This is a genomic window from Pseudomonas sp. TH49 (assembly GCF_016650625.1).
In the GTDB taxonomy this organism is placed as follows: Bacteria; Pseudomonadota; Gammaproteobacteria; order Pseudomonadales; family Pseudomonadaceae; genus Aquipseudomonas; species Aquipseudomonas fluorescens_H.
Genome location: NZ_JAEKFL010000002.1, coordinates 2,103,354 through 2,128,969, shown reverse-complemented (window position 1 = coordinate 2,128,969; position 25,616 = coordinate 2,103,354). Strand labels below are relative to the sequence as shown.

Sequence of the window (25,616 nt, the reverse complement as noted above, 5' to 3'; positions counted from 1 at the left end):
GTCACTGGCCCCCCGCGAGCTGGGTGTGCATCTGTTGCGTGGTCAACGGCTTGGCCGAGACCTCCCACCAGGTGTTGAGGCCTTCGTCGTACGCCGGTTGCACCGGCGGCATGCCGAAGCGGTTCTGATACACCGTCGGCGTGCCTTTGGAGTAGTAGTTGGGAATCATGTAGTAACCCCATTGCAGCACCCGGTCGAGGGCGCGGGCGTAATGCACCATGGCTTCGCGGGTGTCGGCCTTGACCAGCCCGTCGATCAGTTGATCGACCGCCGGGTTGGCCAACACCATCGAGTTCGAACTGCCGACTTGCGTGGCACTTTGCGAGGCGTACAGGCTGTACAGCTCGCGGCCGGGGGAGACGATCGGATCGCCACTGCGCGGAAAACTGGTGACGATCATGTCGTAGTCGCGGGCATTGAGCCGATTGACGTATTGCGCCGAGTCGATCCGGCGCAAATTCAGGGTGATGCCGATCTGCGCGAGGGTGCGTTTGAACGGCAACAGCATGCGATCAAAACCGCCCTGACCGTCGAGGAAGGTGAACTCCAGCGGTTCACCGGCGGCGTTGAGCAGCCGATTGTTGTGCGGCGTCCAGCCGGCCTCGGCGAGCAGCTTCAGGGCTTGCAACTGCTTGTCGCGGATGTAGCCGCTGCCGTCGGTTTTCGGCGCCTGATACACCGTGGTGAACACCTCGTCGGGAATCTGCCCGCGCAACGGTTCGAGGATCTTCAGTTCCTCGGCGTCAGGCAGGGCGGTGGCGGCCATTTCACTCTTCGGCCAGAAGCTGTTCTGGCGCACGTAGAAGCCGCGCATCATCTGCTTATTGGTCCATTCGAAATCCCACAGCAGGCTGATCGCCTGACGCACGCGGCGATCCTGAAAAATCGGGTTTTGCAGGTTGAACACGAAGCCTTGGGCCGCCGTCGGTTTTTCCGGGGCGAGGATCGCCTGTTGCAAGCGCCCGTCACGCAGCGCCGGGCTGTCGTAACCCACCACATAACCGGATGAGGAAAACTCGCGGTTGTAGTCGAACGCCCCGGCCTGCAACAGCTGGCGGGCGACGTCGGTGTCGCCGTAGAAATTCACCGTGAGCGTGTCGAAGTTGTACATCCCGCGACTGACCGGCAGGTCTTTGCCCCACCAGTCCGGGTCGCGCTGGAAACTGATGCTGCGCCCCGCGTCGACCTTGCTCACCCGATACGGGCCGCTGCCTAGCGGTGGCTCGAAGCCGCCGCCGTTGGCGAAATCGCGAGTCTGCCACCAGTGCTCGGGTACCACGCGCAGCGTCGCCAGATCCAGCGCCAAAGTGCGGTTGAGGTTGTTCTTGAAAGTGAAACGAATCTGCCGCGGATTCTCGATCAGCACCTCCTGCACATCGGCGTATTGCTGGCGATAGCTCAGGCTGCCTTTGGTCATCAGCAGGTTGAAGGTGTAGCGCACGTCCTCGGCGGTGATCGGCGTGCCGTCGGCGAAGCGGGCCTTGGGGTTCAGGGTGAAACGCACCCAGAGCCCTTCGGGATCGCGCTCCATCTGTTGCGCGACCAGACCGTAAACGGTGTAGGGCTCGTCGAGCGAACGGAACGCCAGAGGCGCATACACCCAGTCGTTGACCTGCACCACGGAAATGCCTTGATCGGCATACGGAGTGATGTAGTTGTACTGACCGATTTCCATCGACGCGCGACTGAGCGAACCACCCTTGGGCGCGTGCGGATCGACGAAATCGAAATGCTCGAAACCCGCCGGATACTTCGGCGCCTCGCCGTATACCGTCATTGCGTAGCTGCCGGCGGCCATTGCCGGCACGGCGGCGCAGAGCAAAACGCCGCCGAGCAGCAGGCCTGCCATGTTGCGCATGAATCTCATGAAGTTTTTCCTCTGTCCCTGAAGCAACACAGTTCAAACTGTGGGAGTGGGCCCTGTGGTGAGGGGATTTATCCCCGACCGGCTGCGAAGCTGTCGCAAACCCATTGCATGCGGTGTTTCTGGTCATCCGCAGTTGCAGGTTTTTGGGGCGCTTCGCACCCCATCGGGGATGAATCCCCTCACCACAAAAGGCTGCTCCCACAAGGAGTTGCGGTGCTCTCGGTCAGAAGTGATACGTCATGCGCGCAAACAGCGTGCGGCCCAGCGGGTCGGTGTAGCGCGGGTCATAGCCGCTCTGGAAGTTGTAGGCCTGGTTGGTGAAAGGCGGGTTGCGGTCGAACATGTTCTTCATCCCCGCATCCACGTCCAGCACCTTGTTGAAGGTGTAGCCGGCCGACAGGTCCCACACCGAATACGACGCGACGCGCGCATGGGTATCGCGGTCGTAGTCGTTGTAGCCGGTGGTGAAGCGGTTGGTCAGCGACGCGCGAGCCGCGCCGAAGGTCCAGCTGCCGGTGAGGTTGTGTTTCCAGCGCGCGATCACCCCGTCCCCTTCGAAGTCGCCGACCTTGTCGGTGAACGGGCCCTTGATGGTGCTCTGAAAGTCGTAACTGTCGACGTAGGTGCCTTGCAGCCCCAGACCGAACTGGCCGTAAGGGGTGTTCGGGAAGCGGTAATCCAGCGATACATCGACACCGTTGGTCTCGACGATGCCGAGGTTGGCGTTGCCGGTGACGATGTAGTTGAGCGTGCCGTCGGCGTTGCGCACGAAGCGATCCGGGTAGCTGCCGGCCTGATCGAACACGGTGGATTCGGGGAACGGCTGGATCTGGTTGGAAATGTGAATCCACCAGAAATCCAGACCCACCGACAGGTTGCTGACCGGTTGGTAGACGAAGCCCAGCGTCACGTTGCGCGCTTTCTCCGGGGCGAGATCTTCGTTGCCGCCAATCTGGTTGAGGAACTGCTGGCCGCAATCGCGCCCGCCGTTGCCGCCCGGTTGCACCACGCCACCGGTACACAGCACCGGGTCGTTGTAGTAGCCCTGGGTGTAGGTGATGCTGCGCGGCGAATACAGCTCGTAGAGTGACGGCGCACGGAAACCTTCACTGTACGCGCCGCGCACCACCAGCTCTTTGAGCGGCTGATAACGGAACGAATATTTCGGGTTGGTGGTGCTGCCGAAGTCGCTGTATTTGTCGTGGCGCACGGCGGCGGACAGTTCGAGGCTGTCGAGCACCGGTACGTTGATTTCTGCGTAGGCAGCTTTGACGCTGCGGTCGCCTTCGACACTGCCGTTGGGGTCGATGCCGAGGCTCTGAATGTCACCGGCAAACTGTTCGAAGTCCTGGTGGAATTTCTCTTTGCGGTACTCGCCACCCAGTGCCAGACCGGAAGGGCCGGCACCGAACCAGTCGCCGATCTCGCGGCTGATGCGTCCGTCGAAACCGGCCACGCGGCCGACAGCGGTGGAATAGGCGCCGTGATACATGGCCTGGTCGATGTACTGCTGACCGGCGGCGGATTGCGGGCCGAACGGGTTGAGCAGACCGCTGGCCAGACCGTTGATCATCGCCTGATCGCTGACATAACCGCTGGTGACGCTGGAGACGATTTTGTTCTGGTTGTACGAGGCGCCGACGTTGTAATCCCAGCCGCCGACCAGACCGTCGAAGCTCAGCAGAAAGCGCTGGCTGGTGTTCTGGTCTTTCGATTCGCGCGGGCCGGCAGCAGTCTCGCGCCAGTTGACATCGACCGGTTGCGTCGGGTCGAGGGCGAAGCCGGTCGGGCCGGGCGTGATGCCGTTGCCGGGGTAGTAGGGCGACGAGGAATCCAGGCTCAGGCCAGTGAGCGGTGCCGGGCCGACCGCTGTGGCGTTGTTGTTGCGCGACCAGAAGTATTCGAGGTTGACGTTGTGGTCATCCGCCAGCTTGCCGGTGGTCTTGCCGAAGAACGACGTCTTTTCGGTTTGCGGAATCAGGTCGATGTATTCGCGGGTGCTGAAGCGGCACAAACCGTCGCGCGCCACCAGATTGGGGCCGTTGCAATTGCTGTTGGCCAACGGGTTGGTGGCGTTGCCGTTCTGGCTGTAGTTGCCCGGGAACGCGGTGCCGGAGGTCTGATCCAGACCGCGGTCGGGCACATAGTCGCGGGCGAAGGAGCGGTCGTTGGCGTCGAGGTTCTGCTGCTTGTTGTAGTTGAACACGCCGAGCACGTTGAAGCGGTCTTGTTCCAGATCACCGTAGCCCCAGCTGGCGCTCATGTCTTTGGTGGCGCCACCGCCGCTGTGGGTCGGGGTTTCGCCACCGAGGGTCAACTGGCCGTCGGTCATGGATTTCTTGGTGATGAAGTTGATCACGCCGCCGATGGCGTCGGTGCCGTAGAGGGCCGACGCGCCGTCGCGCAGGACCTCCACGCGCTCGATGGCGGCAAACGGGATCATGTTCAGATCCACCGCGCCGCCGGCCGAGTTGGTGCCGGACAAGGCATTGTTGGCCAGCCGTCGACCGTTGAGCAGCACCAGGGTCTTGTTCGCGCCGATGCCGCGCATGTCGGCAAACGAAGCGCCACCGGTGGCGGCGCCGACCGAACCGGCGCTGTTGTTGATCGACTGGCTGCCGGTGATCCGCTGCACCAGTTCGGCGGTGGTGGTCACGCCCTGTTTGCGCAGCTCATCGGCCTTGAGAATGGTGATCGGCACAGCCGTTTCCGCATCGACCCGGCGAATCGCCGAACCGGTCACTTCCACCCGTTGCAGTTGCGTGGTCGGCGCCACCACCGCTGCCGCAGCGGGCACGGCCGCGTTGTCATCCTCGGCGGCTTGCACTGTCCCGGCGCCCATCCCCATGGCCACCAGATACAACGGAACAAAACGGTGACGAGAGATCGTGGCCACCAAAGGTTTGAGCGTAAAGCGTGGAGTGTTCATCAGCATGGTTGTTTCCGACTTTATTAGACGTTATCGAAATGGCCTTGTGAGCCCTGATTGCGCAGGTCACGGGGGTGCCGCGCCGCGAAAAACCACTTTCTTCAAGCAAGCCGATCCCCTCCGAACACGCGTTGCGTTTTTTCGGTCGGCTGATTGCGACGGGATTCTTCAGCGGTGCCGGGCGCGCTTCTCAACGCGCGCCCGGCACCGCACTCAGTGGGTGGTCATCACCGAAATCTTGCTGATGCCCGAGCGCTCGATGGACGCCATGGCCTTGGCCACCTGGCCGTAATTGACGTTGGCGTCGGCCTGCAGCTGCACGCGCACTTCGGCGTCCTTGGCCTTGACCTCCTTGAGGCTGGCTTCCAGCGATTCCGGCGCCAGTTCGGTTTTTGCCAGATAGAACTTGCCGTCCTGATCGACGCTGACCACCACCGGGTCTTTCTTCTCGGCGGGGGCGACGGCGTCGGTTTTCGGCAGGTTGACCTTGATCGCGTTGGTCATCAGCGGCGCGGTGACGATGAACACCACCAGCAGCACGAGCATCACGTCCACCAGCGGCGTGACGTTCATTTCGCTGAGCACTTCATCGCTGTCTTGCGTGGAAAAGGACATCAGCTGGCCTCCCGCACGGCGGCTGTGGTTTTGCTGGCGATGGCCTGACGGCTGATGGAAAACGCGCTGCGTGAAGCGAGGGCGTCGAAGTCGTGGGCGAAGTCATCCATGTCTGCCGAAGCGAGTTTCAGGCGGCGCAGGAAGAAGTTGTAAATCAGCACCGCCGGAACCGCGACGGCGATCCCCACGCCAGTGGCGATCAGTGCATGGCCGATGGGGCCGGCGACCGCCTCAAGGCTGGCCGAACCGGTTTCGCCAATGCTTTGCAGGGCTTCCATGATTCCCCATACGGTGCCGAACAGACCAATGAACGGCGCGGTGCTGCCGATACTGGCGAGGATCGCCTGACCGTTTTCCAGGGAGCGGCGTTCTTTCTGGATCTGCTGGCGCAGGTTGCGTTCCAGGCGATCGGAACGGTTGATGGTGTGCGCCAGTTGTTGCGTGGTGCGCGGCGATTCTTCCACCAGCAAGGCTTCGAAACCGCTGCTGGCGATGCGCGCCAGCGAGCCCGGATACTGGCTGGCGTGTTCGGCGGCAGTGAGCAGATCCGGCGCGCCCCAGAAGGCTTTGCTGAATTGTTTGTTCTGGGCTTTCTGGCGCAGGTATTGCGCCGACTTGACCAGCAGGATTGCCCAGCTGACCACGGAAAACAGCACCAGGCCCCAGAGCACACCGGGGACAATCATCGAAGACAGTGAAGAGTTCATGGCTACACCTCGCTTGCATTAAGTCGGTTATGAGTTGGGTCTGCCGTTATTGCGGCAATTTGAAATCGATGGTCTGGGTGGCGAAGCCGTCAATCGGCGTATCACCGCGCTTGGCCGGAATGAACTTCCAGTTCTTCACCGCCGCGACGGCGGCGTCATCCAGTTGCGGCTTGCCGCTGGACTTGGTCACCGTGACCGAACCGGCGCGACCGTTGGCCAGCACCTGAATGCGCAGCACCACGCTGCCTTCCCAATTGCGCCGCAGCGCCAGCGACGGGTACTCCGGCGGTGGGTTGCCGAGGCTGGCGAGACCGGAAATCGCTGCCGATTCCTTGACCGGGCCGGGCGCGGCGGCAGGGGCCGGTGGCGCGCTTGGTGTCGCCGGCGCAGCGGGAGCGGCCGGTTGTGCCGGGGCAGGCGGAGCTTTCGGTGGCTCGACTTTTTCACCGGTTTGGGCTTTTCGAGCGGCTTCGGCTTTTCGATCGGCTTGGGCTTCTCCACCGGTTTGGGCGGTGGCTTGACCGCATCTTCGTCCTCCACCGGTTGTTCAGGCTCCGGAGGTGGAGGGGGTGGCGGTGGTGGCTCCGGCGTGGGCGGCGCAGGCGGTGTCGGGCTGCTCAGCTCGACAGTCATTTCCGGGATCTGCGGCGGTGTCGGAAGGGGCTCGGGTCGAGTCTGCTGGAGAAACCACCAGGCGCCGCCGTGTATCAGCGCCGATACCGCTACCAGCAACAGCATCTGCTGTTTATTCAACCCGCCGGGTTGCGACGTGTTGGCTGCGAAAACCGGCCTGTCCGGTGGCGGCGGGATTGGCGTTTGCCGTAACGGCCCCGGCAGGGTTCTGTGCTTTACCGCATCGTTCATTAAAGCTCCCTCGGGTTGATGAAGGGCAATAAGGTGCCGTCCGAACATAGGGGGGATGTTCGAGTGGATGGGTGCAACTTTCTTCAAGGTGTACGCAAGCCGATAGTTGAACTATCTATTGAACAGGGCTTGCTTACAGTTACTGGCTTAGAGCCATCGACTTCGAGTGTTCATTAGCCATTCCCTGGTTGTTCTTGTGCTTTATGTAGGAGCGGCCCGAGCCTTCGGCAGCTCCTACAGTTGATTACTCAAATTTTGTTTTGCAACCGCTGTGCCAAATGTTGCGCAAATGTACAGCGGTTATTTCATGGCTGTTACCCGTGTCGCATTTATATAAGTTTTACTGGTGGTCCAAGTTTTCTTTAATGCGTGACTGTCCACGGCCCCGAATCCCGGGGCTTTTTTACAGGCGAGTCAGGCCTGGCGCTGTATCCGGCGGATCAGCCAGATAGAGCCGCTGAACTCGAGTCTGCCAAGGCACTTGATGGTGCGCGGCGGACTGATTTGGTGCGGGTCAATGGATTAGCGGGTCACAGGCTGTATTCCTTGTTCTTGTTCAATTGAAATCACTGTTTTAAATGTTGGTTAGTTATGCTCGGGAGTGCGCTTTTGGTGCAATAATAAAAAGCCTTAAGTTATTGTTAGACAATCCTGTTGCCAGTCATCGATTGATCGTTTGTGCAATAACTTCATGCGGTGTATTTAAAAAATAAATAGTGTATTGCCGCTGGCGCAGCCAATGGCGCCAAACGCAGTGCAGGAGTGTCGGGTTCAGGTAATAAGATAAAGGTATTGATTGCCGGGACTGTGGCGGTGAACTCGGCGTTGCGCCAATTGATACCCACAGGCAGTAGTGATGCGGCAGAACGATTGAAGATTCACGCAGTGACCTCCTTGTTGCCAGCTCGGATACGCGAACTTTTGGTTCGGTATCGCACCTTACAAGAACGCGGATAGCGTTCGATGATTGCTCTTGGTGCGGGATGGGCACCGCCAGCGCTGTTTTGCGAGGTTTAAATTCGCAAGTCGCGAGTGCATGGAAAAAATGTGCCAAAGCCGATACACCCGCTATAAATAGGGCTACACCAGACCTGTCGAGATCGAGGAGGGGACATGTATCAACTTTACGGACATCTCAATTCAGGTGCTGCCGCGATCGAAGCGGCGCTGGAGTTGTGCCAGATCGCCTACCGCTTCATCGATAGCCAGGCCTCGAGCGAAGCCGCCGAGGCACTGGCGCTGCTTAATCCACTGAAGCAGGTGCCGACCCTGCAATTGCCCGATGGCAGTGCGATCACCGAGAGTGTGGCGATTCTGATTCACCTGGGCCTGAGCTTTCCCGAATCCGGCCTGTTGCCGGACAAGCCGGCGGACCGCGATCAGGCGATTCGCGGCATGGTCTACATCGTCAGCAATTGCTACGCGGCCATCGGCGTCATCGATTACCCCGAGCGCTGGCTGGTGATGCCCGACGAGGCCTCACGGCAAAACCTGATGGCCGGCGCCCGCGAGCGTTTGCACTGGAGTTGGGAGGTGTTCGCCGACCAGTTTTCCGCCGAACTGTATCTGGACGACGAAAAACCGGGAGCACTGGACGTGCTGGCGGCCGTGGTGACGCGTTGGGCGGGGAGTCGCGAGCATCTGCGCCAGACGCGGCCGGGGTTTCATGCGTGGTTGCAGCGCATTGACCGGCACCCGGTGCTGGCGCCGGTATTTGCCCGGCATTGGCCTTCCTGAACACCCCATAAACCAAAATGTAGGAGTGAACTCTGTGGTGAGGGGATTTATCCCCGATGGACTGCGAAGCGGTCCCGGCTTTTCTGGGGGTGCTTCGCGCCCCATCGGGGATAAATCCCCTCGCCACAGGGCTCACTCCTGTAAGTGGGAAGGGTTTATTCCCCGCGAATGTACTGCTCCAGCTGTTTGATCAGCTCTGCCTGTTCGGCAATCGCCTCTTTTACCAGGTCGCCGATCGACAACAGACCGATCAGCTTGCCGTTCTCCACCACCGGCAGGTGGCGCAGGCGTTTGTCGGACATGATGCTCAGGCAGGTGTCGACGGTCTGGTGGGTGTCCACGGTGATCACCGGTGAAACCATGATGTCGCGCACCGGTGTGCCCACCGAGGAACGCCCGTGCAGCACCAGTTTGCGCGCGTAGTCACGCTCACTGATGATGCCCAGCACTTCGTCGTTCTCCACCACCAGCAAGGCCCCGACGTTTTTCTCGGCCATCTTCATCAGCGCTTCGAGCACCATGTGACCGGGTTTGATCTGGTGTACTTCCTGATTTTTCTGATCTTTGAGCTTGAGCAGTTGGGCGACGGTCTTCATGGCGGTTACTCAGGTGTTGTCGTTGTTCTCCAAGCATCGTAGACGCTGGCGCGCAGAGCAAGGTGGCAAAGCGGCAGATAGCACGCAAAAAACGTCATTTGCCGGTTTTTCCGGCTTTGCTCCAACCCTGTGGCGAGGGAGCTTGCTCCCGCTGGACTGCGTAGCAGGCCCAAACCCTGAGAATTCGGTTTGCCTGATGCACCGCATTGCCTGGTTTTACGAATGCTGCGCAGCCGAGCGGGAGCAAGCTCCCTCACCACAGGGAATGGGGTTATCGCTTAAAGGGCAGCGTAGAATGCCCCTCTGATTCAATTCCTGAGGTTGCAGTGGTGGATTTACAGCAGGGCTTCGTCCTGACCCGGCATTGGCGCGATACCCCGGCCGGCACCGAAGTCGAGTTCTGGCTGGCGACCGACGCCGGGCCGCGCCGTGTGCGCCTGGCGCCGCAGACCTCGGTAGCGTTTATCCCCGCCGCCCAGCGCGAGGCGGCCGAACGCCTGCTGCACGACGAAAAGAACGTCGAACTGCGCCCGCTGGCCCTGCAGGATTTCGAGCATCGCCCGGTGCTGGGCCTGTATTGCCAGCAACACGGCCAGTTGATGCGCCTGGAAACCGCGCTCAACCGCGCCGGTGTCGACGTTTATGAAGCCGACGTGCGCCCGCCGGAACGCTACCTGATGGAACGCTTCATCACCGCGCCGGTGCTGTTCAGCGGCACTGCCGATGCCGACGGCGTCTTGCTCAATGCCCAACTGAAGCCCGATCCCAAATACTGGCCCAAACTGCGCCTGGTCTCGCTGGACATCGAGACTACCGAAACCGGCGAACTGTATTCCATTGCCCTCGAAGGCTGCGGCCAGCGTCAGGTGTACATGCTCGGTGCGCCCAACGGTGACGCGAGCATCGTCGACTTCGATCTCGAATACTGCGACTCGCGCACCGTGATCCTGAAGAAACTCAACGACTGGTTCGCCCGCCACGATCCCGACGCAATCATCGGCTGGAACGTCGTGCAGTTCGACCTGCGCATCCTCCACGAACATGCGCGGCGCCTCGGCGTGCCGCTGAAAATTGGTCGCGGCGGCGAAGAGATGCAGTGGCGCGAACACGGTAGCCGCACGCACTACTTTGCCTCGGCGGCGGGGCGGCTGATCATCGACGGCATTGAATCGCTGCGCTCGGCGACCTGGAGTTTCCCCTCGTTCAGCCTGGAAAACGTCGCCCAGACCCTGCTCGGCGAGGGCAAGGCGATCGACAACCCGTACCAGCGCATGGACGAGATCAACCGCATGTTCGCCGAGGACAAACCGGCGCTGGCCAAGTACAACCTCAAGGACTGTGAGCTGGTCACGCGGATCTTCGCCAAGACCGAGTTGCTGACGTTTCTGCTCGAACGCGCCAGCGTTACCGGGCTGCCGGCGGATCGCAGCGGTGGCTCGGTGGCGGCGTTCACTCACCTGTATATGCCGCTGATGCACCGCCAGGGTTTCGTCGCGCCGAATCTGGGCACCAATCCGCCTCAGGCCAGCCCGGGCGGCTTCGTCATGGATTCGCAACCGGGCCTCTACGAGTCGGTGCTGGTGCTCGATTACAAGAGCCTGTATCCGTCGATCATCCGCACCTTTCTGATAGACCCGGTGGGGCTGATCGAAGGCCTGCAACACCCGGACGATGCCGATTCAGTGCCGGGGTTTCGCGGCGCCCGATTCTCGCGCACCCGACATTGCCTGCCGTCGATTGTCGCGCGGGTCGCCGAAGGCCGCGAGACCGCCAAGCGCGAGCACAACGCGCCGCTGTCGCAGGCGTTGAAAATCATCATGAACGCCTTCTACGGCGTGCTCGGTTCCAGCGGTTGCCGATTTTTCGATACGCGTCTGGCGTCGTCGATCACCCTGCGCGGTCACGAGATCATGCTGCGCACCCGTCAGCTCATCGAAGCGCAGGGCCACGCAGTGATCTACGGCGACACCGACTCGACCTTCGTCTGGCTGCGCCGGCCGCACGGGCAGGAGGAAGCGGCGCAGATCGGTCAGGCGCTGGTCAAGCATGTCAACGACTGGTGGCGCGAGCATGTGCGCGAGGAGTACGGCCTGCAAAGTGCCCTGGAATTGCAGTACGAAACCCACTACAAACGTTTTCTGATGCCGACCATTCGCGGCGCCGAGGAGGGCAGCAAAAAGCGCTACGCCGGACTGGTGACCCGCGCCGACGGCAGTGAAGAAATGGTCTACAAGGGCCTGGAAACCGTGCGCACCGACTGGTCACTGCTGGCCCGGCAGTTCCAGCAGGAGTTGTACGAGCGAATCTTCCAGCGCAAGCCGTATCAGGATTACGTGCGCGATTACGTGCGCAAGACCCTGGCCGGCGAATTCGATGAGCGACTGGTCTACCGCAAGCGCCTGCGCCGCACCCTCGATGACTACGAACGCAACGTGCCGCCGCATGTGCGCGCAGCGCGGCTGGCCGACGATTACAACGTACAGCATGGGCGCCCGCGGCAATATCAGAACGGCGGCTGGATCAGTTACGTGATCACCCTGGCCGGACCGGAACCGCTGGAAGTGCGCCGCGCCGCCATCGACTACGATCACTACATCACCCGCCAGCTGCAACCGGTGGCCGATGCGATTCTGCCGTTCGTCGACGACGATTTCTCAACCCTGATCGGGGGGCAACTGGGCCTGTTTTGAGTCCAGCAGTTGCAGGGTCCATTCGTCGAGGATGCCGTGGAAGTAACGCTCCAGTGCCTGATTGAACAGACTGTCCTCGGCGCCAAACTGGGCAAACAGCGTCATCGAGGAGTGAAACTTCAGGTCATCGGGGTGGCCGAAAATCTCGGCAATCGAACGCTGACGGATGTTCAGCACCAACTGCGTGCAGGTGCGCAGTCGAGCGCCGAGCAGGTCATGGTCCAGGTAAGCCTCGGCTTCCTCGGCAGACTGAATGGCGAAGCGCCGCGACATTTCGCTGCCACCGAGCCCGGCGAACTGCGGGAACACAAACCACATCCAGTGGCTGCGCTTGCGCCCCTCGTCGAGTTCACGCTGGATCCGTTCGAATACCGGATCCTGGGCCTGGACGAAACGCTGAAGATTGAACGGATCGCACTGATCAGTGCTTCTCACGACGAAGCCCTCGCCAGCCGGCAGCGACTCAGACCATCGCCAGCCGCTGCTTGCGTTGTGGCGCTTTGAATACCTGGTCCAGCGCCGCCAGATCCCCGGCATCCAGTTGCAACTGCGCCGCTTGTGCATTGAGTTGCACGTGTTCCGGTCGCACAGCCTTGGGAATCGCAATCACATCATCCTGACGCAGAATCCACGCCAGTGAAACCTGTGCCGGGGTCACGTTGTGACGAGTGGCAATCTTGTTCAGCACCGGTTCAGCCAGCATCGCGCCACCCTGGCCAATCGGACAGTACGCCATCAACGGCATGCGCTGCTGTTGGCACCATGGCAGCAGATCGAATTCGACGCCGCGCTCTTCCAGGTTGTACAGCACCTGATTGGTGGCGCACGCCGGGTTGGCCAGTTCTTCGAGGTCATCGACATCGAAATTCGACACGCCCCAGCGGCCGATCTTGCCGTCCTCGCGCAGGCGTTCGAACGCTTCGACGGTTTCATCCAGCGGATACTGGCCGCGCCAATGCAGCAGATAGAGGTCGATGTAATCGGTGTCGAGCCGGCGCAGGCTGCGCTCGCAGGCTTGGGCGATGCCTTTGCGGCTGGCATTGTGCGGGTAGACCTTGCTCACCAGAAACACTTGGTCGCGCAGACCGGCAATGGCTTCGCCGACCACGCTTTCGGCACCGCCCTCGGCGTACATTTCCGCCGTGTCGATGAGGGTCATGCCCAGTTCAATGCCTTGGCGCAGCGCGGACACTTCACGCGGGTGCGCCGAGCGATCTTCGCCCATGCGCCAGGTGCCCTGGCCGATCACTGGAACCTGCACGCCTGCCAGTTCGAGGGTACGCATTCAAACCTCCTGTGCTGATGGTCGATACCTTAGTGGGCAGCAGGATAGCGCAGGGGTTCCAATGGAGGGCGATGAACCTGTGGCGAGGGAGCTTGCTCCCGCTGGACTGCGCAGCAGGCCGCTGCTTTCCAACTTAATGAAAAGCGAGGGCCGCTTCGCGCCCCAGCGGGAGCAAGCTCCCTCGCCACAGGAGATGAGTGAGGTCAGTTATTTTGTGGTGAATTTCAAGACGACGCTTTGTGTATAAGCCTGTCCCGGATCCAGCCGCGTACTTGGGAAATCCGGCTGATTCGGCGAGTCCGGATAATGCTGAGTCTCCAGGGTAAACGCGCCCCAGTGCGGATAGACCTTGCCACCCTTGCCCTTGACCGTGCCGTCGAGGAAGTTGCTGGTGTAAAACTGCACCCCCGGCTCGCTGGTGAACAGCTGCAAATGCCGCCCGGACTGCGGATCGCTGACCTCGGCGGCGACCTTGCTCAGATCACCCTTGGTATCCAGCACCCAGTTGAAATCGAAGCCGCCCTGTTTCGGCTCGGCGAATTTCAGCTGCGGGTGATCAGCCTTGATGTGCGTGCCAATCGCGGTGGGCGTGGTGAAGTCCATCGGCGTACCGGCCACGGGTGCCAGTTCGCCGGTCGGGATCAGCTTGGCCGTGACCGGGGTATAGCGGCTGGCGTGCAGGGTCGCGACTTGTTTCAACACGTCGCCATTACCGGCGCCGGCGAGGTTGAAGTAGCTGTGGTTGGTCAGGTTGAGCACTGTCGGTTTATCGGTGCTGGCCTTGTAGTCGATGCGCAGTTCGTTGCTGTCGGTCAGGCGATAGGTCACTTGCGTGGTGAGGTTGCCAGGGAAGCCCATTTCGCCGTCCGCCGACAGGTAGGTCAGGGTCACGCCCACCGAATCCTTGTCTGTGACGGGCTCGGCTTTCCAGACCTTTTTGTCAAAGCCCAAAGTGCCGCCATGCAAGGCGTTGGACTTGTCGTTCTGCGGCACCTGATACCGCTTGCCGTCGAGTTCGAACGCGCCGTCGGCCAGTCGATTGCCGAAACGGCCGATGGTCGCGCCGAAATAGGCCGTGCCTTTCTGGTAGCCCTGGACATCGTCGAAGCCCAGCACCACATCGGCGGCTTTGCCGTGTTTGTCCGGCACCAGCAGCGATTGCAGGGTGGCGCCGTAGGTGATGACGGTCGCCTGCATGCCGTGGCTGTTGCGCAGGATGTATTGCTCGACGGGGGTGCCGTCATTGGTTTTGCCGAAGGCTTTGTGTTCGGCGCTGAGGCCGGCCGCGTTGGCGGAGAGGGTGGCGATCATCAGGGACAGTCCGAGGCCGGAGAGCAGGTGACGTGATTGAAGCATGGTTGACCTTCCTTTTTGTTGTTGTTTTCAAAACAGGTTAATAGTCATGCTAATTGTGAGTTGAGTCAGAATTTATAGCCGGTTAAAGGTTTAGCGCAAATATAAAGTCATACTAAATAGTTGCCGAAGGTCGGGAAATCGTGCCAGCGCTGCACTTTTCCGGATTCGACGGCTCTATCCATGGCCAGGATGCGGCGACGCCCGCCGCGCAGGAATGTGCCTGTTCGAGAATTCATGCCGAGAGTTTTTCCCCCGATCGCCCGATTCGTTCGCCGCCCGTGCCTGTTGCTGGCCTGCCTGTCGTCGCTGTTTGTCAGCGGTTGCACGCATCAGGACGGCAATGGCTTTTTCGCTCAGATGCGAGAGGGGCAGCCGCAGGAATTCCTGCAAACCAGCGTCGACCGCATGGCCACATTGGCGATGCGCGACAACCTCAACAGTCTGTATCGCCTGATGGGCAAGCTGTATTTGCGCAACCCGGAAGAACTGCGCAAGTCGGGCTTCCTCGACATCAACACGGCGGTGAAACAGGTGCGCCTGGCCGTCGAACAACAGCAACCGTTACCGGTATTGGGCGGGCGCAAAGATCTGGCGGCGCTCAGCTATGCGATGAGTCCGGAGTTTCTCGGGGATCGGGTCGGCGCCTTCATCTATGCCATCGGCAGCATGCTGGTCACCGCCCATGGCAATCGCATCGAGTTCTACATGACCGATGCGATCAACCCGACCTTCGTCCACAACGCCGCGCGCAACATCGAGAAAGCCACGTGGATTCTGTCCCAGCGCCAGAACAAGGAAGGCCAGCCTTTGTTGTTCTCCAACGAAATCTCGGAGGAGGGCAGCAACCTGAGTTTCGCCACCGAATTCGGCAAGATCGTCGCGCGCCTCGACTTGCTGACGCAGATGCTTGATGAGCGCTACCGGCGCATCGGCCTGAACTACGCGCAGAGTCTGCTGTTCTTGAATTTCCTTCCGGTGCAGTAAGTGCGGAGATCCAATGTGGGAGCGAGCCTGCTCGCGAAAGCGATCTGCCAGGCGCTGAATCTCTGATAGATCCACCGCATTCGCGAGCAGGCTCGCTCCCACATTGATCAAATTGTGAGTGGAATTTTTGTATACAATCCATCGCTGCTATTGATCCAAAGGGAGCTGCACCTGTCATGACCGACTCCGCAAGCACCGAATTCACCCGCCTCGACCACGCCACCCGTGCAGAAAAACTGCCCTATGCCGCGTTGCTGGCGTTCGCCATGACCGGCTTCATCGCCATCCTCACCGAGACCCTGCCTGCCGGGCTGCTGCCGCAAATTGGCGGCGGGCTTGGGGTCAGCGAAGTGCTCGCCGGGCAACTGGTGACGCTGTATGCGCTGGGCTCGATCGTCGCGGCGATTCCTCTGACCGTCGCCACCCGGGGCTGGCCACGGCGGCGGGTGCTGCTGATGACGGTCGGCGGTTTCCTGGTGTTCAACACCATCACCACGTTCTCCAGCCATTACGGTCTGACCCTCGCTTCGCGGTTTCTGGCCGGGATGGCAGCTGGCCTGTCATGGGGGATCATGGCCGGTTACGCCCGCGGGATCGTGCCGGCGCATCAACAGGGGCGGGCGTTGGCGATCGCCATGCTCGGCACGCCAGTGGCACTGTCGCTGGGCACACCGGCGGGGACTTGGCTGGGCAACCTGATCGGTTGGCGCGCTTCGTTCGGGATCATGTCGGCGCTGGCATTGGTGTTGGCGGCGTGGATCGTGCTGGCGGTGCCCGATCGTCCCGGCCAGACCAGCGCCGAACGCCTGCCGCTGCTGCAATCGCTGCGTCTGCCGGGCGTACGGCCGGTACTGTTCGTGGTACTGACCTGGATGCTCGGGCACAACATTCTCTACACCTACATTGCACCGTTCCTGATGCAGGCCGGGCTGGCCGAGCGGGTCGATCTGGTGCTGCTGGTGTTTGGTCTGTGTTCGCTGGTCGGGATCTGGATCATCGGCCTGCTGGTGGATCGCTGGTTGCGCTGGCTGACCCTGATCAGCCTCGCGGTGTTTGCCGTGACCGCCCTGGTGCTGGCGCTGATGTCACCGTCGCCGTGGCTGATCTATACCTGCATGGCCGTGTGGGGCTTGTCGTTTGGTGGCTCGGCGACGTTGCTGCTGACGGCTGCAGCGGATTCGGCTGGCGAGCATGTGGACGTGGTGCAGGCGATGCTCACCACCTCCTGGAACGTGGCGATTGCCGGCGGCGGTCTGTTTGGCGGGCTGCTGCTGGATCGGGCGGGGGCGATGTCGTTTCCGTGGGCGCTGTTGATCCTGTCGCTGATTGCGCTGGCGACGGTGTGGATCAACCGTCATCACAGTTTCAAACCGGGCCGGCGCGTGCATTGATCTACCTGGCACCCTATAACCCCTGTGGGAGCGGGCTTGCTCGCGAAGAGGGCGTGTCAGTCGATATCTATGTGAATGACACACTGCTTTCGCGAGCAAGCCCGCTCCCACTCAGATAAAGGCGGTGTAGCTGGAAGGCATAACGATAGACCGCATTGATATATGTGGTTATATGAAAAATCGCTATGCTGCGGGCCAGATTTTTCCTGTCGTTTTTTCTGGACGTCTTAATGGAATTGGCAAATTTCGGCCTGGTGATTGCCGGGCTGGTGGTGGGGTTTATTGTCGGCATGACCGGTGTCGGCGGTGGTTCCTTGATGACGCCGATCCTGCTGTGGTTCGGCATCAACCCGGCAACAGCGGTGGGCACTGATCTGCTGTATGCAGCCATTACCAAATCCAGTGGCGTGCTGGTGCACAAGAAGAACGACAACATCGACTGGGCCATCACCGGTTGGCTGACTCTCGGCAGCGTGCCAGCGGTGGCGATGACCTTGTGGTTTCTCAGCAGTCTGCACACCGCGCCCGAGGCGATGAACGCGATCATCAAACAAGCCTTGGGTTGGGTGCTGTTCGCCACGGCGCTGGCGATTCTGTTCAAGAAGCGCCTCCTCGAATTCGCCCACAAACGCGCTGGCGGCAACTACAACCCGAGCGGCGCGCGCCTGAATGTGATGACGGTGATCACCGGCCTGATCCTCGGCACCATGGTCGCCCTGACTTCAATCGGCGCCGGCGCCTTGGGCACGGTCGCGCTGTTCATCCTCTACCCGCTGTTGCCGACCCGGCGTCTGGTCGGCACCGAAATCGCCCACGCCGTACCGCTGACCCTGGTTGCGGGGCTGGGGCATGCGAGCATGGGCAACATGGATTGGGGCGTGCTGGGCTTCCTGCTGATGGGTTCGCTGCCGGGCATCTGGCTCGGCAGCCACCTGACCGGGCGCATTTCCGATGAATTGCTGCGCCCGTGCCTGGCGACCATGCTGCTGTTGATCGGCTACAAACTGGCGTTCTGATGTAGGAGCTGCCGCAGGCTGCGATCTTTTGACCTTCAAAATCAAAAGATCGCAGCCTGCGGCAGCTCCTACACTGGGGTATGAATGATGTTGAATTTCATGACGGTCACCGGCAGGTCTTCGTAAACCAGATCCTCGACCACCTCCCATCCCAGCCGCGCATACAGCGATTGTGCCGCGTCGGTGTACAGATACAACTCGGTCACTCCCAGCGCCGCGGCTTCATCGACGATCCTGTTGACCAGTTGCGAAGCAATCCCGCGTCCACGCTCTTCTGATTTCACGTAGACGCCCGCCAGCCATGGCGTCAGTTGGGGACGGATCTTCATGTCACTGTCGATCAACAGCGCGCCACCGAGCAATCTGCTGTCTTCAATGGCCACCACCACGCTGGGAATTGCACCTTTGCCGCAGGCGGCGCGCATCCGTTCGGTGCGGGCTGCAAGGGTGTCGCCGGGACGGAACTCGCCCCATTCCTGGAAATTGAGTTCGGCCAGTTCCTCAATCAAATGCGGGTGATCGCACAGGTAGTCGATGTGCATGGGGTGAACTCCATTTCGTGGGCAGAACGGCCACCCTAATGCGCTCATAAAAGGTAATCAAATCCGCGTCACGATTACGCCGATGCGGTTGCGCAATGACGGGGCTGACCTAAGCTTCTGACAAGGCGAAACATATTTGCCGGGCACGACCCCGGAACAATCGCCACGATGCGCAATCATTAGAGCGTGGATATCAAAAGGAGATGCGCATGCTCATCAGGTCACTGACCCTGACACTCTTGCTGGCGATTGCCGGCCCCTTGTTCGCCGCTGACAACGACTCGCCCATAGCCGGGGATATGGGACGGGCCCGACCGTTGATCGTGATCGCACAAAGCACCGCCGACCCGGTGTGGGTGGGGCTGAAAAAGTCGCTGGACGATCCGGCGAGCAAGAAAGGTGTGACTGATCGCAACATCAAGGTCTACACCATCCTCAATATGGCCGGTCAGCTCGATGGCAAAGACCTCGGCCAGCAAGACACCATGGCTTTGCTGCGTTCGCTGAAACTCGGTGCCGGCGCGTACCCGAAAGTGTTCCTGATCGGCAAGGACGGCGAAATCAAACTTTCGGCCTCGGGCGATGAAGCGAAGTCGGTGGACCTGAAGAAAATCTTCGACACGGTTGATGCGCTGCCGGCCAGCGAGAAAGACATCACCGTACCAACGGTCGCCGAAACCAAGGCCACTGCCGCCGAACCGGCAGCCAAGAAAGGCGAGAAGGGCGCCAAGCCAACCAAACCCGCGAAACCGAGCAAGCCGCCGGAAATGCCGGATGATTGACGGCATGGCCTGAATCAAAAAAATGGGCGACCTCTGCAGGGTCGCCCATTTTTATTGCCCGTTTGTGGAGAGGGGATAAATCCCCTCGCCACCGTTTCAACATCAGTCAGTCAGGGCGCTGAATATTTCGTGGACAATCTTCACCCGTTCCGCATTCGGGTAATTCTTGTTCGCCAGGATCACGATGCCGAGATCCTTCGACGGTACAAACGCCACATAGGCGCCGAAGCCTCCAGTCGCGCCGGTTTTGTTGTAAAGCACGTTGTCCGGTTCAGGCTGTGGCGAGGCCAGCCATTTGACCTTGTGCGCTTCCATGGCCATCGGCGTCGAGTTGCCGTTCTGCAATTTATCGAGGCTGATCGGATAGGCATAACGCTCCCAGCCCAAGCCTTGGGTCATGTCGCCAACGGTGTAGTAACCGGTGTGGGTCGCGGCGATAGCTTTTTGCAGCGGCGCTTCAAGGCTGGCCGGTTTCAGGTTGGCCTCGACATACCGCAGCAGATCCGCAGCACTGGTTTTAATACCGTAGGCTTCGGAATCCAGTGCGCCTGGACTGACCCGAACCGGTTGGTCTTTCTTGTCGTAACCTTGGGCGTAAAGCTTGGCTTCGGACGCGGGCACCTGGATGAAGGTGTGCTTGAGGCCGAGTTTCGGCAGCAGGGTTTCGCTCATCACCTGATCATATGGCTGACCGAGGGTCTTGGCGGCCAGATAACCGAACAGGCCCAGGCTCGGGTTGGAATACAGACGCTGGCTACCGGCCGGGAAGCTCGGTTTCCACTGTTTGTAGTAGCCGAGCATCTTGTCCGCCGAGTCCCACTCGTCAGGGAATTGCAGCGGCAGGCCGCCGGCGCTGTAGGTGCCCAGTTGCAGCACGCTGATGCCATCGAAGGCGCTGCCCTTGAGCTCTGGCCAGATCTGGCTGGCCTTGGTCGACAGGTCCAGTTTGCCCGTCGCCTGCGCATAGCCCGCCAGGGTCGCGGCGAAGGTTTTGCTCGCCGAGCCGATTTCGAACAGGGTGTTTTCGCTGACTTTCTGCCCGGTATCCTTGGCGGCGACGCCGTAATTAAAGTAATGCGGCTGGCCGTTGACGGTGATGGCCACGGCGAGGCCGGGGATGTTCTGCTGCTGCATCACCGGGGTAACGGCTTTTTGTACCAGGGCTTGCAGTTGCTCGTCGCTGGGCGTGGCAGCCATGCACGCTGCGGCGCCGAAAAACAGGCCGAATGCGCTGCAGGAAATGACTTTGCTCGGATTGATGAATGACATAAATGAACCACTCTCCATGAGTGTTGAGGGTGTTATCCCGCTAGACTGCGGGCAATTGTAATGTTGGGCAGCTGATCAGCGCCGACAATTTAGGCAGTCTGGCACTCGTCGACAAACGATGATATTTCGCATGAGCCATTAGAAAAATTTGGGACTGGGCATGATTCGACCTCAACTGCCGCTCAATGCACTGCGCGCGTTCGAAGCCTCGGCGCGGCATTTGAGCTTTACCCGCGCTGCCGTGGAACTGTGCGTGACCCAAGCGGCGGTGAGCCATCAGGTCAAAAGCCTTGAGGCGCAGCTCAATGTCACCCTGTTCAAACGCCTGCCCCGTGGGCTGATGCTGACCAGTGAAGGGGAAACCCTGTTGCCGGTGTTGACCACGTCGTTCGATCATATCGCGCAGATGCTCGAGCGGCTGGCCGGCGGTCAGTATCGGGAAATGTTGACCGTGGGCGCCGTAGGAACCTTTGCGGTCGGTTGGCTGCTGCCGCGACTGGCAGACTTCCAGGCGAAACATCCGCTCATAGATTTGCGGCTGTCGACCAACAACAATCGGGTCGACGTCGCCGCCGAAGGTCTGGATTACGCGATTCGTTTTGGCGCCGGAGCGTGGCATGGCATCGAGGCAACGCGTCTGCTCGACGCTCCACTATCGGTACTGTGCGTACCGGAAATTGCCCGGCAGCTGCACACCCCGGGCGATCTGCTGCAACAACGCTTGCTGCGTTCCTATCGCACCGATGAGTGGCCGGAGTGGTTTCACGCCGCAGGCCTGGCCACCCACGCGGCACCGCCGCAGAGCATTGTGTTCGATTCGTCGCTGGCGATGATGGAAGCGGCGCTGCAGGGCAGCGGGGTGGCCTTGGCGCCGCCGCTGATGTTCGCCCGGCAACTGGCGGCGGACGTGATTCGCCAGCCGTTTGCGATTGAAATCACCACCGGCAGTTATTGGCTGACGCGCTTGCAGTCGCGGCCGGAGACGGCAGCGATGACGGCGTTCAAAAACTGGCTGCTACAAATCTCTGCCTGAGACAAATCCCCCCTGTGGGAGCGGGCTTGCTCGCGAAAGCGGCGTGTCAGTCAATATTTGAGTTGAATGACACACCGCTTTCGCGAGCAAGCCCGCTCCCACATTTGAAGTACGGTGAGCTTGAGAATGTCAGCGCACCAGGCACGGCCGCTTGTTATCGAACGTCCATCCCGGAATCAAAAACTGCATCGCCACGCTGTCATCCCGCGCACCGAGGCCCATGCCTTTGTAGAGTTCGTGGGCCTTGGCCACCTGATCCATGTCCAGCTCCACCCCAAGACCCGGCTTTTGCGGCACTTGCACGCAGCCGTCGACAATCTGCAGCGGCGCCTTGGTCAGACGCTGGCCGTCCTGCCAGATCCAGTGCGTGTCGATGGCGGTGATGTTGCCCGGTGCCGCTGCCGCGACATGGGTAAACATCGCCAGCGAGATATCGAAGTGGTTGTTGGAGTGCGAACCCCAGGTCAGGCCCCATTCATGGCACAGTTGCGCGACACGCACCGAGCCTTGCATGGTCCAGAAGTGCGGGTCGGCCAAAGGGATGTCCACCGACTGCAACTGGATCGCGTGGCCCATCTCGCGCCAGTCGGTGGCGATCATGTTGGTCGCCGTCTTCAGTCCGGTGGCGCGGCGAAATTCGGCCATGACTTCACGCCCCGAGTAACCGTTTTCCGCACCGCAGGGGTCTTCGGCGTAAGCCAGCACGTGATGCTGGTCGCGGCACAGACGAATCGCTTCCTTCAATGACCAGGCGCCGTTCGGGTCAAGGGTGATGCGCGCCTCGGGAAAACGTTCGGCCAGGGCCGTCACCGCTTCGATTTCCGCATCGCCACTGAGCACGCCGCCCTTGAGTTTGAAGTCCTGGAAACCGTATTTCGCCTGGGCCGCTTCAGCCAGACGCACTACCGCTTCGGCGCTCATGGCCTTCTCGTGACGCACGCGGAACCAGTCGTTATCGGCATCCGGTTCGCTGCGGTAGGCGAGGCTGGTTTCGCGCTGGTCACCGACGTAGAACAGATAACCGAGCATCTTCACTTGATCGCGCTGCTGGCCTTCGCCGAGCAACGCCGCGATCGGTACGTCGAGGTGTTGGCCGAGCAGGTCGAGCAGGGCGGCTTCGAGTCCGGTCACTGCGTGAATGGTGATGCGCAGGTCGAAGGTCTGCAGGCCACGGCCGCCGGCATCACGCTCGGCGAAGGTCTGACGCACCTGATTGAGGATTTTCTGATAGTTGCCGATCGAGCTGCCGAGCACCAGACTGCGGGCGTCCTCCAGCGTCTGGCGGATGCGCTCGCCACCGGGCACTTCACCGACGCCGGTGTGCCCGGCGTTGTCCTTGAGGATGACGATGTTGCGGGTGAAAAACGGCCCATGGGCGCCGCTCAGGTTGAGCAGCATGCCGTCGTGGCCGGCCACCGGAATCACCTGCATGTCGGTGATGATCGGCGCTTTGGCGGTGTCGTGTGCGGTCATGATTTTTATCCTAATAAGACAGAATTCAGGCGTGCTTCGGCGCGGTTTCGGCCACGGCGAGGTCTGCAGCGGGTTTGGGCGTGGTGCGCGCGGCGAAGACGATGATGGCGGCGATGATCGAGGTCGCGGCCAGGCCATAGAGGCCGCCCTGAATCGAGCCGGTGTGCTCTTCGAGCAGGCCGAAGGTGGTCGGCGCGACGAAGCCGCCGAGGTTGCCCACCGAGTTGATCAGCGCGATCACTGCCGCAGCGATTCGCGCATCCAGATAGGCCTGTGGAATCGGCCAGAACAACGATGAAGCGGACTTGAAGCCCAGCGCGGCAAAACAGATCGCGACAAAGGCAAAAATCGGCCCGCCGGTGGTGGACATGAACATCCCCGCCGCCGCAATCAGCAGCGCGGTCGCCACCCAGGCCTGCTGGTGCTTCCACTTGGCCGAGAAAGCGGCGAAGGCGTACATGCCGACGATCGACAGCAACCACGGAATCGAGTTGAACAGCCCGACCTGGAAATCGCTCATCTCGCCCATTTTCTTGATGATGCTCGGCAGCCAGAACGTCGCGGCGTAGATCGTCAGTTGGATGAAAAAGTAGATCAGGCAAAACAGGATGATCTGCCGGTCCTTGAGCAGTTTGCCCATCGACGGGCGGATCGGCGTCGCGGCTTCGCGGGCCTTCTGTTCATCATCGATGGCGCTGACCAGTGCGTCCTGTTCGGCGCGGGTCAGCCATTTTGCGTCGTGCGGTTTGGCGTCGAGCCAGAACCACACGAACACACACAGCCCCACGGAAAACATCCCCTCGATGAAGTACATCCATTGCCAGCCGTGCAGGCCCAGGCCATTGATCTGCAAGAGCAGGCCGGACAGCGGGCCGGAGATCAGCGAGGCGACCGCTGAGCCGCTGAGGAAAATCGCGATTGCCTTGCCGCGTTCGGCACCCGGCAGCCAGCGCGTGAAGTAGTAGATCACCCCGGGAAAGAATCCGGCCTCGGCCACACCGAGCAGGAAACGCAGGATGTAAAAGTGCGTTTCGTTCTGGATGAACGCCATGCCGGCGGCGACCAGACCCCAGGTGAGCATGATGCGGGTCAGCCAGATACGCGCGCCGACTTTCTGCAGGAGCATGTTGGACGGGACTTCGAACAGCGCGTAACCGATGAAGAACAGACCGGCGCCGAAGCCGTAGGCGGCAGCACCAATGCCCAGGTCATGTTCCATGTGAGTGCGGACGAAACCGATGTTCACCCGGTCAATGTAATTGACGATGAACATGATCACGAAGAGCGGCAGAACGTGGCGTTTCACTTTCGAGATGGCGGACGCGAGTGTCGAATCGACGCCCTCGTTCATCCCGGAGACGGAGGTTTTCACTTGTTTTTCTCCCACTGATTATTTTTATGCGGGGGTAGTGCTGGGTGCTGCTTTGTTGATAGACATCATACAACCTGAATTTTTTGTCCTACAAGTGGGGTGGGGCGATTAAATTCATCTGGCAGGCAAGTTTCTTATGTCCTTTTTCGCAAAAGTAGTCGGTTTTATTGGGGTTTTTCGGTCATGGCTTTCTTTTCTCAGCGAACATATTCAGAATTTTTTAAATGTGCTTAACCGACTCTTTGAGGATAAAATCCCGATTTCCTGCATGTTGTCATACAAGATGGAGGCGATTTCAGCGCTAAAATCAATCTCGTCAGCGACTGCGTAGTGCTACGATCCGCGAGCCCCGATGCCCGGAACCGATCATGCAAGAAGACCTCGACACCCCTGCGCCTAAACGCACGCATAACCTTGCGCACGACCTGGTGGAAAAACTCACCCAGAAGATCCTGCTCGGCCAGATGTCACCCGGCGACAAGCTGCCGTCGGAGAACGCCATCGTTCAGGAGCATGGTGTGAGTCGCACAGTAGTGCGCGAGGCGATTTCCAAATTGCAGGCGTCGGGACTGGTCGAAACGCGGCACGGCATCGGCACGTTCGTCATCGAGCGCGCTGCGGAGCAGGGCTTGCGGCTGAATGTCGATACCGCTCTCGGGGTGCGCAGCATTCTTGAATTGCGCATGGGCCTGGAGACACAGGCCGCGGCGTTGGCCGCGTTACGGCGCAGCGAGCAGCAATTGCTGCAAATGCGTCAGGCGCTGGATGACTATCAGCGTCTGCTGGACAGCAACGACAGTTGCGTCGAGGCCGACCGACGCTTTCATCTGCTGATCGCCGAAGCCACCGGCAACGTCTGCTTCAGCGAAATCATGCAGCACCTGGGCAGCGCAATGATTCCGCGTCAGCGGCTCAATGCCGCCGAGCGGGGCGCGGCGGATCTGAGCAAGCTGGGGCAGTTGGCCAATCTCGAACACGAAGCGATTTTGAATGCGATCAAGCGCCAGGATCCGGATGCCGCGCGCGCGGCCATGTGGCTGCACCTGACCAACAGCCGCGATCGCTTCAGTGCTCAAGGCTGATTGCCGTTGGTCTGCTCGATAGCACG

20 protein-coding genes and 1 pseudogene are annotated in these 25,616 nt (G+C 60.6%); 8 read left to right on the top strand and 13 right to left on the bottom strand.

Going from position 1 to position 25,616, the window contains the following annotated elements; all coding sequences use genetic code 11:
- Nucleotide 1 precedes the first annotated feature (1 nt).
- From JFU48_RS26805 to JFU48_RS26785, 5 genes and pseudogenes are all read right to left on the bottom strand, one after another.
- On the bottom strand, nucleotides 2-1,867 hold the full coding sequence (locus JFU48_RS26805; protein WP_201138204.1) for an extracellular solute-binding protein: 1,866 nt from the start codon (nucleotides 1,865-1,867) through the stop codon (nucleotides 2-4).
- Nucleotides 1,868-2,090: 223 nt separating this feature from the next.
- The gene (locus JFU48_RS26800; protein WP_201138203.1) at nucleotides 2,091-4,802 is read right to left on the bottom strand and encodes a TonB-dependent receptor; all 2,712 of its coding nucleotides are present in this window, start codon (nucleotides 4,800-4,802) and stop codon (nucleotides 2,091-2,093) included.
- Nucleotides 4,803-5,009: 207 nt separating this feature from the next.
- Nucleotides 5,010-5,411 (bottom strand): ExbD/TolR family protein, encoded by a 402-nt coding sequence (locus tag JFU48_RS26795; RefSeq protein ID WP_003223575.1) that lies wholly within the window; start codon nucleotides 5,409-5,411, stop codon nucleotides 5,010-5,012.
- A complete protein-coding gene (locus JFU48_RS26790; RefSeq protein WP_003223576.1) occupies nucleotides 5,411-6,118 on the bottom strand; it encodes a MotA/TolQ/ExbB proton channel family protein in 708 nt (235 codons plus the stop codon). The genes JFU48_RS26795 and JFU48_RS26790 overlap by 1 nt, the downstream gene beginning before the upstream one ends.
- A 46-nt stretch (nucleotides 6,119-6,164) precedes the next feature.
- Nucleotides 6,165-6,982: pseudogene (locus JFU48_RS26785) on the bottom strand (energy transducer TonB).
- Nucleotides 6,983-8,095: 1,113 nt separating this feature from the next.
- On the opposite strand from JFU48_RS26785, the gene JFU48_RS26780 reads away from it, so the two are divergent.
- Nucleotides 8,096-8,719 (top strand): glutathione S-transferase N-terminal domain-containing protein, encoded by a 624-nt coding sequence (locus JFU48_RS26780; RefSeq protein WP_103484133.1) that lies wholly within the window; start codon nucleotides 8,096-8,098, stop codon nucleotides 8,717-8,719.
- A gap of 155 nt (nucleotides 8,720-8,874) precedes the next feature.
- On the opposite strand, the gene JFU48_RS26775 is transcribed toward JFU48_RS26780, so the two are convergent.
- Nucleotides 8,875-9,315 (bottom strand): CBS domain-containing protein, encoded by a 441-nt coding sequence (locus JFU48_RS26775; RefSeq protein ID WP_045122370.1) that lies wholly within the window; start codon nucleotides 9,313-9,315, stop codon nucleotides 8,875-8,877.
- Nucleotides 9,316-9,644: 329 nt separating this feature from the next.
- Here JFU48_RS26775 and JFU48_RS26770 point away from each other — a divergent pair, with 329 nt between their 5' ends.
- Nucleotides 9,645-12,005, top strand: a complete 2,361-nt coding sequence (locus JFU48_RS26770) for a DNA polymerase II (protein ID WP_201138202.1) — start codon at nucleotides 9,645-9,647, stop codon at nucleotides 12,003-12,005.
- On the opposite strand, the gene JFU48_RS26765 is transcribed toward JFU48_RS26770, so the two are convergent.
- The 3 genes from JFU48_RS26765 to JFU48_RS26755 all read right to left on the bottom strand — a co-directional run bounded on the left by JFU48_RS26765 (nucleotide 11,970) and on the right by JFU48_RS26755 (nucleotide 14,646).
- Complete coding sequence (locus JFU48_RS26765) at nucleotides 11,970-12,440, bottom strand: DUF1810 family protein (RefSeq protein ID WP_201138201.1); 471 nt, start codon at nucleotides 12,438-12,440, stop codon at nucleotides 11,970-11,972. The two genes, JFU48_RS26770 and JFU48_RS26765, sit on opposite strands and share 36 nt — an antisense overlap.
- A 28-nt stretch (nucleotides 12,441-12,468) precedes the next feature.
- A complete protein-coding gene (locus JFU48_RS26760) occupies nucleotides 12,469-13,290 on the bottom strand; it encodes an aldo/keto reductase (RefSeq protein ID WP_201138200.1) in 822 nt (273 codons plus the stop codon).
- Between the two features lie 207 nt (nucleotides 13,291-13,497).
- Nucleotides 13,498-14,646, bottom strand: coding sequence for an aldose epimerase family protein (locus tag JFU48_RS26755; RefSeq protein WP_201138199.1), 1,149 nt, complete (start codon nucleotides 14,644-14,646; stop codon nucleotides 13,498-13,500).
- A gap of 234 nt (nucleotides 14,647-14,880) precedes the next feature.
- On the opposite strand from JFU48_RS26755, the gene JFU48_RS26750 reads away from it, so the two are divergent.
- From JFU48_RS26750 to JFU48_RS26740, 3 genes are all read left to right on the top strand, one after another.
- Complete coding sequence (locus JFU48_RS26750) at nucleotides 14,881-15,630, top strand: hypothetical protein (protein WP_201138198.1); 750 nt, start codon at nucleotides 14,881-14,883, stop codon at nucleotides 15,628-15,630.
- Nucleotides 15,631-15,806: 176 nt separating this feature from the next.
- A complete protein-coding gene (locus JFU48_RS26745; protein ID WP_201138197.1) occupies nucleotides 15,807-17,021 on the top strand; it encodes an MFS transporter in 1,215 nt (404 codons plus the stop codon).
- 230 nt (nucleotides 17,022-17,251) lie between these two features.
- Nucleotides 17,252-18,037, top strand: a complete 786-nt coding sequence (locus JFU48_RS26740) for a sulfite exporter TauE/SafE family protein (RefSeq protein ID WP_045122371.1) — start codon at nucleotides 17,252-17,254, stop codon at nucleotides 18,035-18,037.
- A gap of 68 nt (nucleotides 18,038-18,105) precedes the next feature.
- Here the strand turns inward: JFU48_RS26740 and JFU48_RS26735 are convergent, their stop codons facing one another.
- A complete protein-coding gene (locus tag JFU48_RS26735) occupies nucleotides 18,106-18,579 on the bottom strand; it encodes a GNAT family N-acetyltransferase (RefSeq protein ID WP_201138196.1) in 474 nt (157 codons plus the stop codon).
- A gap of 209 nt (nucleotides 18,580-18,788) precedes the next feature.
- Here JFU48_RS26735 and JFU48_RS26730 point away from each other — a divergent pair, with 209 nt between their 5' ends.
- Entirely contained in the window at nucleotides 18,789-19,361 is a 573-nt protein-coding gene (locus tag JFU48_RS26730) for a DUF4174 domain-containing protein (RefSeq protein ID WP_201138195.1), read from the top strand.
- A 102-nt stretch (nucleotides 19,362-19,463) separates the two neighbouring features.
- Here the strand turns inward: JFU48_RS26730 and ampC are convergent, their stop codons facing one another.
- A complete protein-coding gene (ampC, locus tag JFU48_RS26725; protein WP_201138194.1) occupies nucleotides 19,464-20,630 on the bottom strand; it encodes a class C beta-lactamase in 1,167 nt (388 codons plus the stop codon).
- A 160-nt stretch (nucleotides 20,631-20,790) separates the two neighbouring features.
- On the opposite strand from ampC, the gene JFU48_RS26720 reads away from it, so the two are divergent.
- A complete protein-coding gene (locus JFU48_RS26720; protein WP_045122372.1) occupies nucleotides 20,791-21,663 on the top strand; it encodes a LysR family transcriptional regulator in 873 nt (290 codons plus the stop codon).
- 129 nt (nucleotides 21,664-21,792) lie between these two features.
- On the opposite strand, the gene gudD is transcribed toward JFU48_RS26720, so the two are convergent.
- A complete protein-coding gene (gene gudD, locus JFU48_RS26715) occupies nucleotides 21,793-23,136 on the bottom strand; it encodes a glucarate dehydratase (protein WP_201138193.1) in 1,344 nt (447 codons plus the stop codon).
- A 25-nt stretch (nucleotides 23,137-23,161) separates the two neighbouring features.
- Nucleotides 23,162-24,508 (bottom strand): MFS transporter, encoded by a 1,347-nt coding sequence (locus tag JFU48_RS26710; protein WP_201138192.1) that lies wholly within the window; start codon nucleotides 24,506-24,508, stop codon nucleotides 23,162-23,164.
- Between the two features lie 368 nt (nucleotides 24,509-24,876).
- Here JFU48_RS26710 and JFU48_RS26705 point away from each other — a divergent pair, with 368 nt between their 5' ends.
- On the top strand, nucleotides 24,877-25,590 hold the full coding sequence (locus tag JFU48_RS26705) for a FadR/GntR family transcriptional regulator (protein ID WP_201138191.1): 714 nt from the start codon (nucleotides 24,877-24,879) through the stop codon (nucleotides 25,588-25,590).
- Nucleotides 25,591-25,616: the final 26 nt, after the last annotated feature.

Bases quoted from the DNA above. Each gene is read 5' to 3' on its own strand.
- JFU48_RS26805 (WP_201138204.1), bottom strand. From the start codon at position 1,867: ATGAGATTCATGCGCAACATGGCAGGCCTGCTGCTCGGCGGCGTTTTG.
- JFU48_RS26800 (WP_201138203.1), bottom strand. From the start codon at position 4,802: ATGCTGATGAACACTCCACGCTTTACGCTCAAACCTTTGGTGGCCACG.
- JFU48_RS26795 (WP_003223575.1), bottom strand. From the start codon at position 5,411: ATGTCCTTTTCCACGCAAGACAGCGATGAAGTGCTCAGCGAAATGAAC.
- JFU48_RS26790 (WP_003223576.1), bottom strand. From the start codon at position 6,118: ATGAACTCTTCACTGTCTTCGATGATTGTCCCCGGTGTGCTCTGGGGC.
- JFU48_RS26780 (WP_103484133.1), top strand. From the start codon at position 8,096: ATGTATCAACTTTACGGACATCTCAATTCAGGTGCTGCCGCGATCGAA.
- JFU48_RS26775 (WP_045122370.1), bottom strand. From the start codon at position 9,315: ATGAAGACCGTCGCCCAACTGCTCAAGCTCAAAGATCAGAAAAATCAG.
- JFU48_RS26760 (WP_201138200.1), bottom strand. From the start codon at position 13,290: ATGCGTACCCTCGAACTGGCAGGCGTGCAGGTTCCAGTGATCGGCCAG.
- JFU48_RS26755 (WP_201138199.1), bottom strand. From the start codon at position 14,646: ATGCTTCAATCACGTCACCTGCTCTCCGGCCTCGGACTGTCCCTGATG.
- JFU48_RS26750 (WP_201138198.1), top strand. From the start codon at position 14,881: ATGCCGAGAGTTTTTCCCCCGATCGCCCGATTCGTTCGCCGCCCGTGC.
- JFU48_RS26745 (WP_201138197.1), top strand. From the start codon at position 15,807: ATGACCGACTCCGCAAGCACCGAATTCACCCGCCTCGACCACGCCACC.
- JFU48_RS26740 (WP_045122371.1), top strand. From the start codon at position 17,252: ATGGAATTGGCAAATTTCGGCCTGGTGATTGCCGGGCTGGTGGTGGGG.
- JFU48_RS26735 (WP_201138196.1), bottom strand. From the start codon at position 18,579: ATGCACATCGACTACCTGTGCGATCACCCGCATTTGATTGAGGAACTG.
- JFU48_RS26730 (WP_201138195.1), top strand. From the start codon at position 18,789: ATGCTCATCAGGTCACTGACCCTGACACTCTTGCTGGCGATTGCCGGC.
- ampC (WP_201138194.1), bottom strand. From the start codon at position 20,630: ATGTCATTCATCAATCCGAGCAAAGTCATTTCCTGCAGCGCATTCGGC.
- JFU48_RS26720 (WP_045122372.1), top strand. From the start codon at position 20,791: ATGATTCGACCTCAACTGCCGCTCAATGCACTGCGCGCGTTCGAAGCC.
- gudD (WP_201138193.1), bottom strand. From the start codon at position 23,136: ATGACCGCACACGACACCGCCAAAGCGCCGATCATCACCGACATGCAG.
- JFU48_RS26705 (WP_201138191.1), top strand. From the start codon at position 24,877: ATGCAAGAAGACCTCGACACCCCTGCGCCTAAACGCACGCATAACCTT.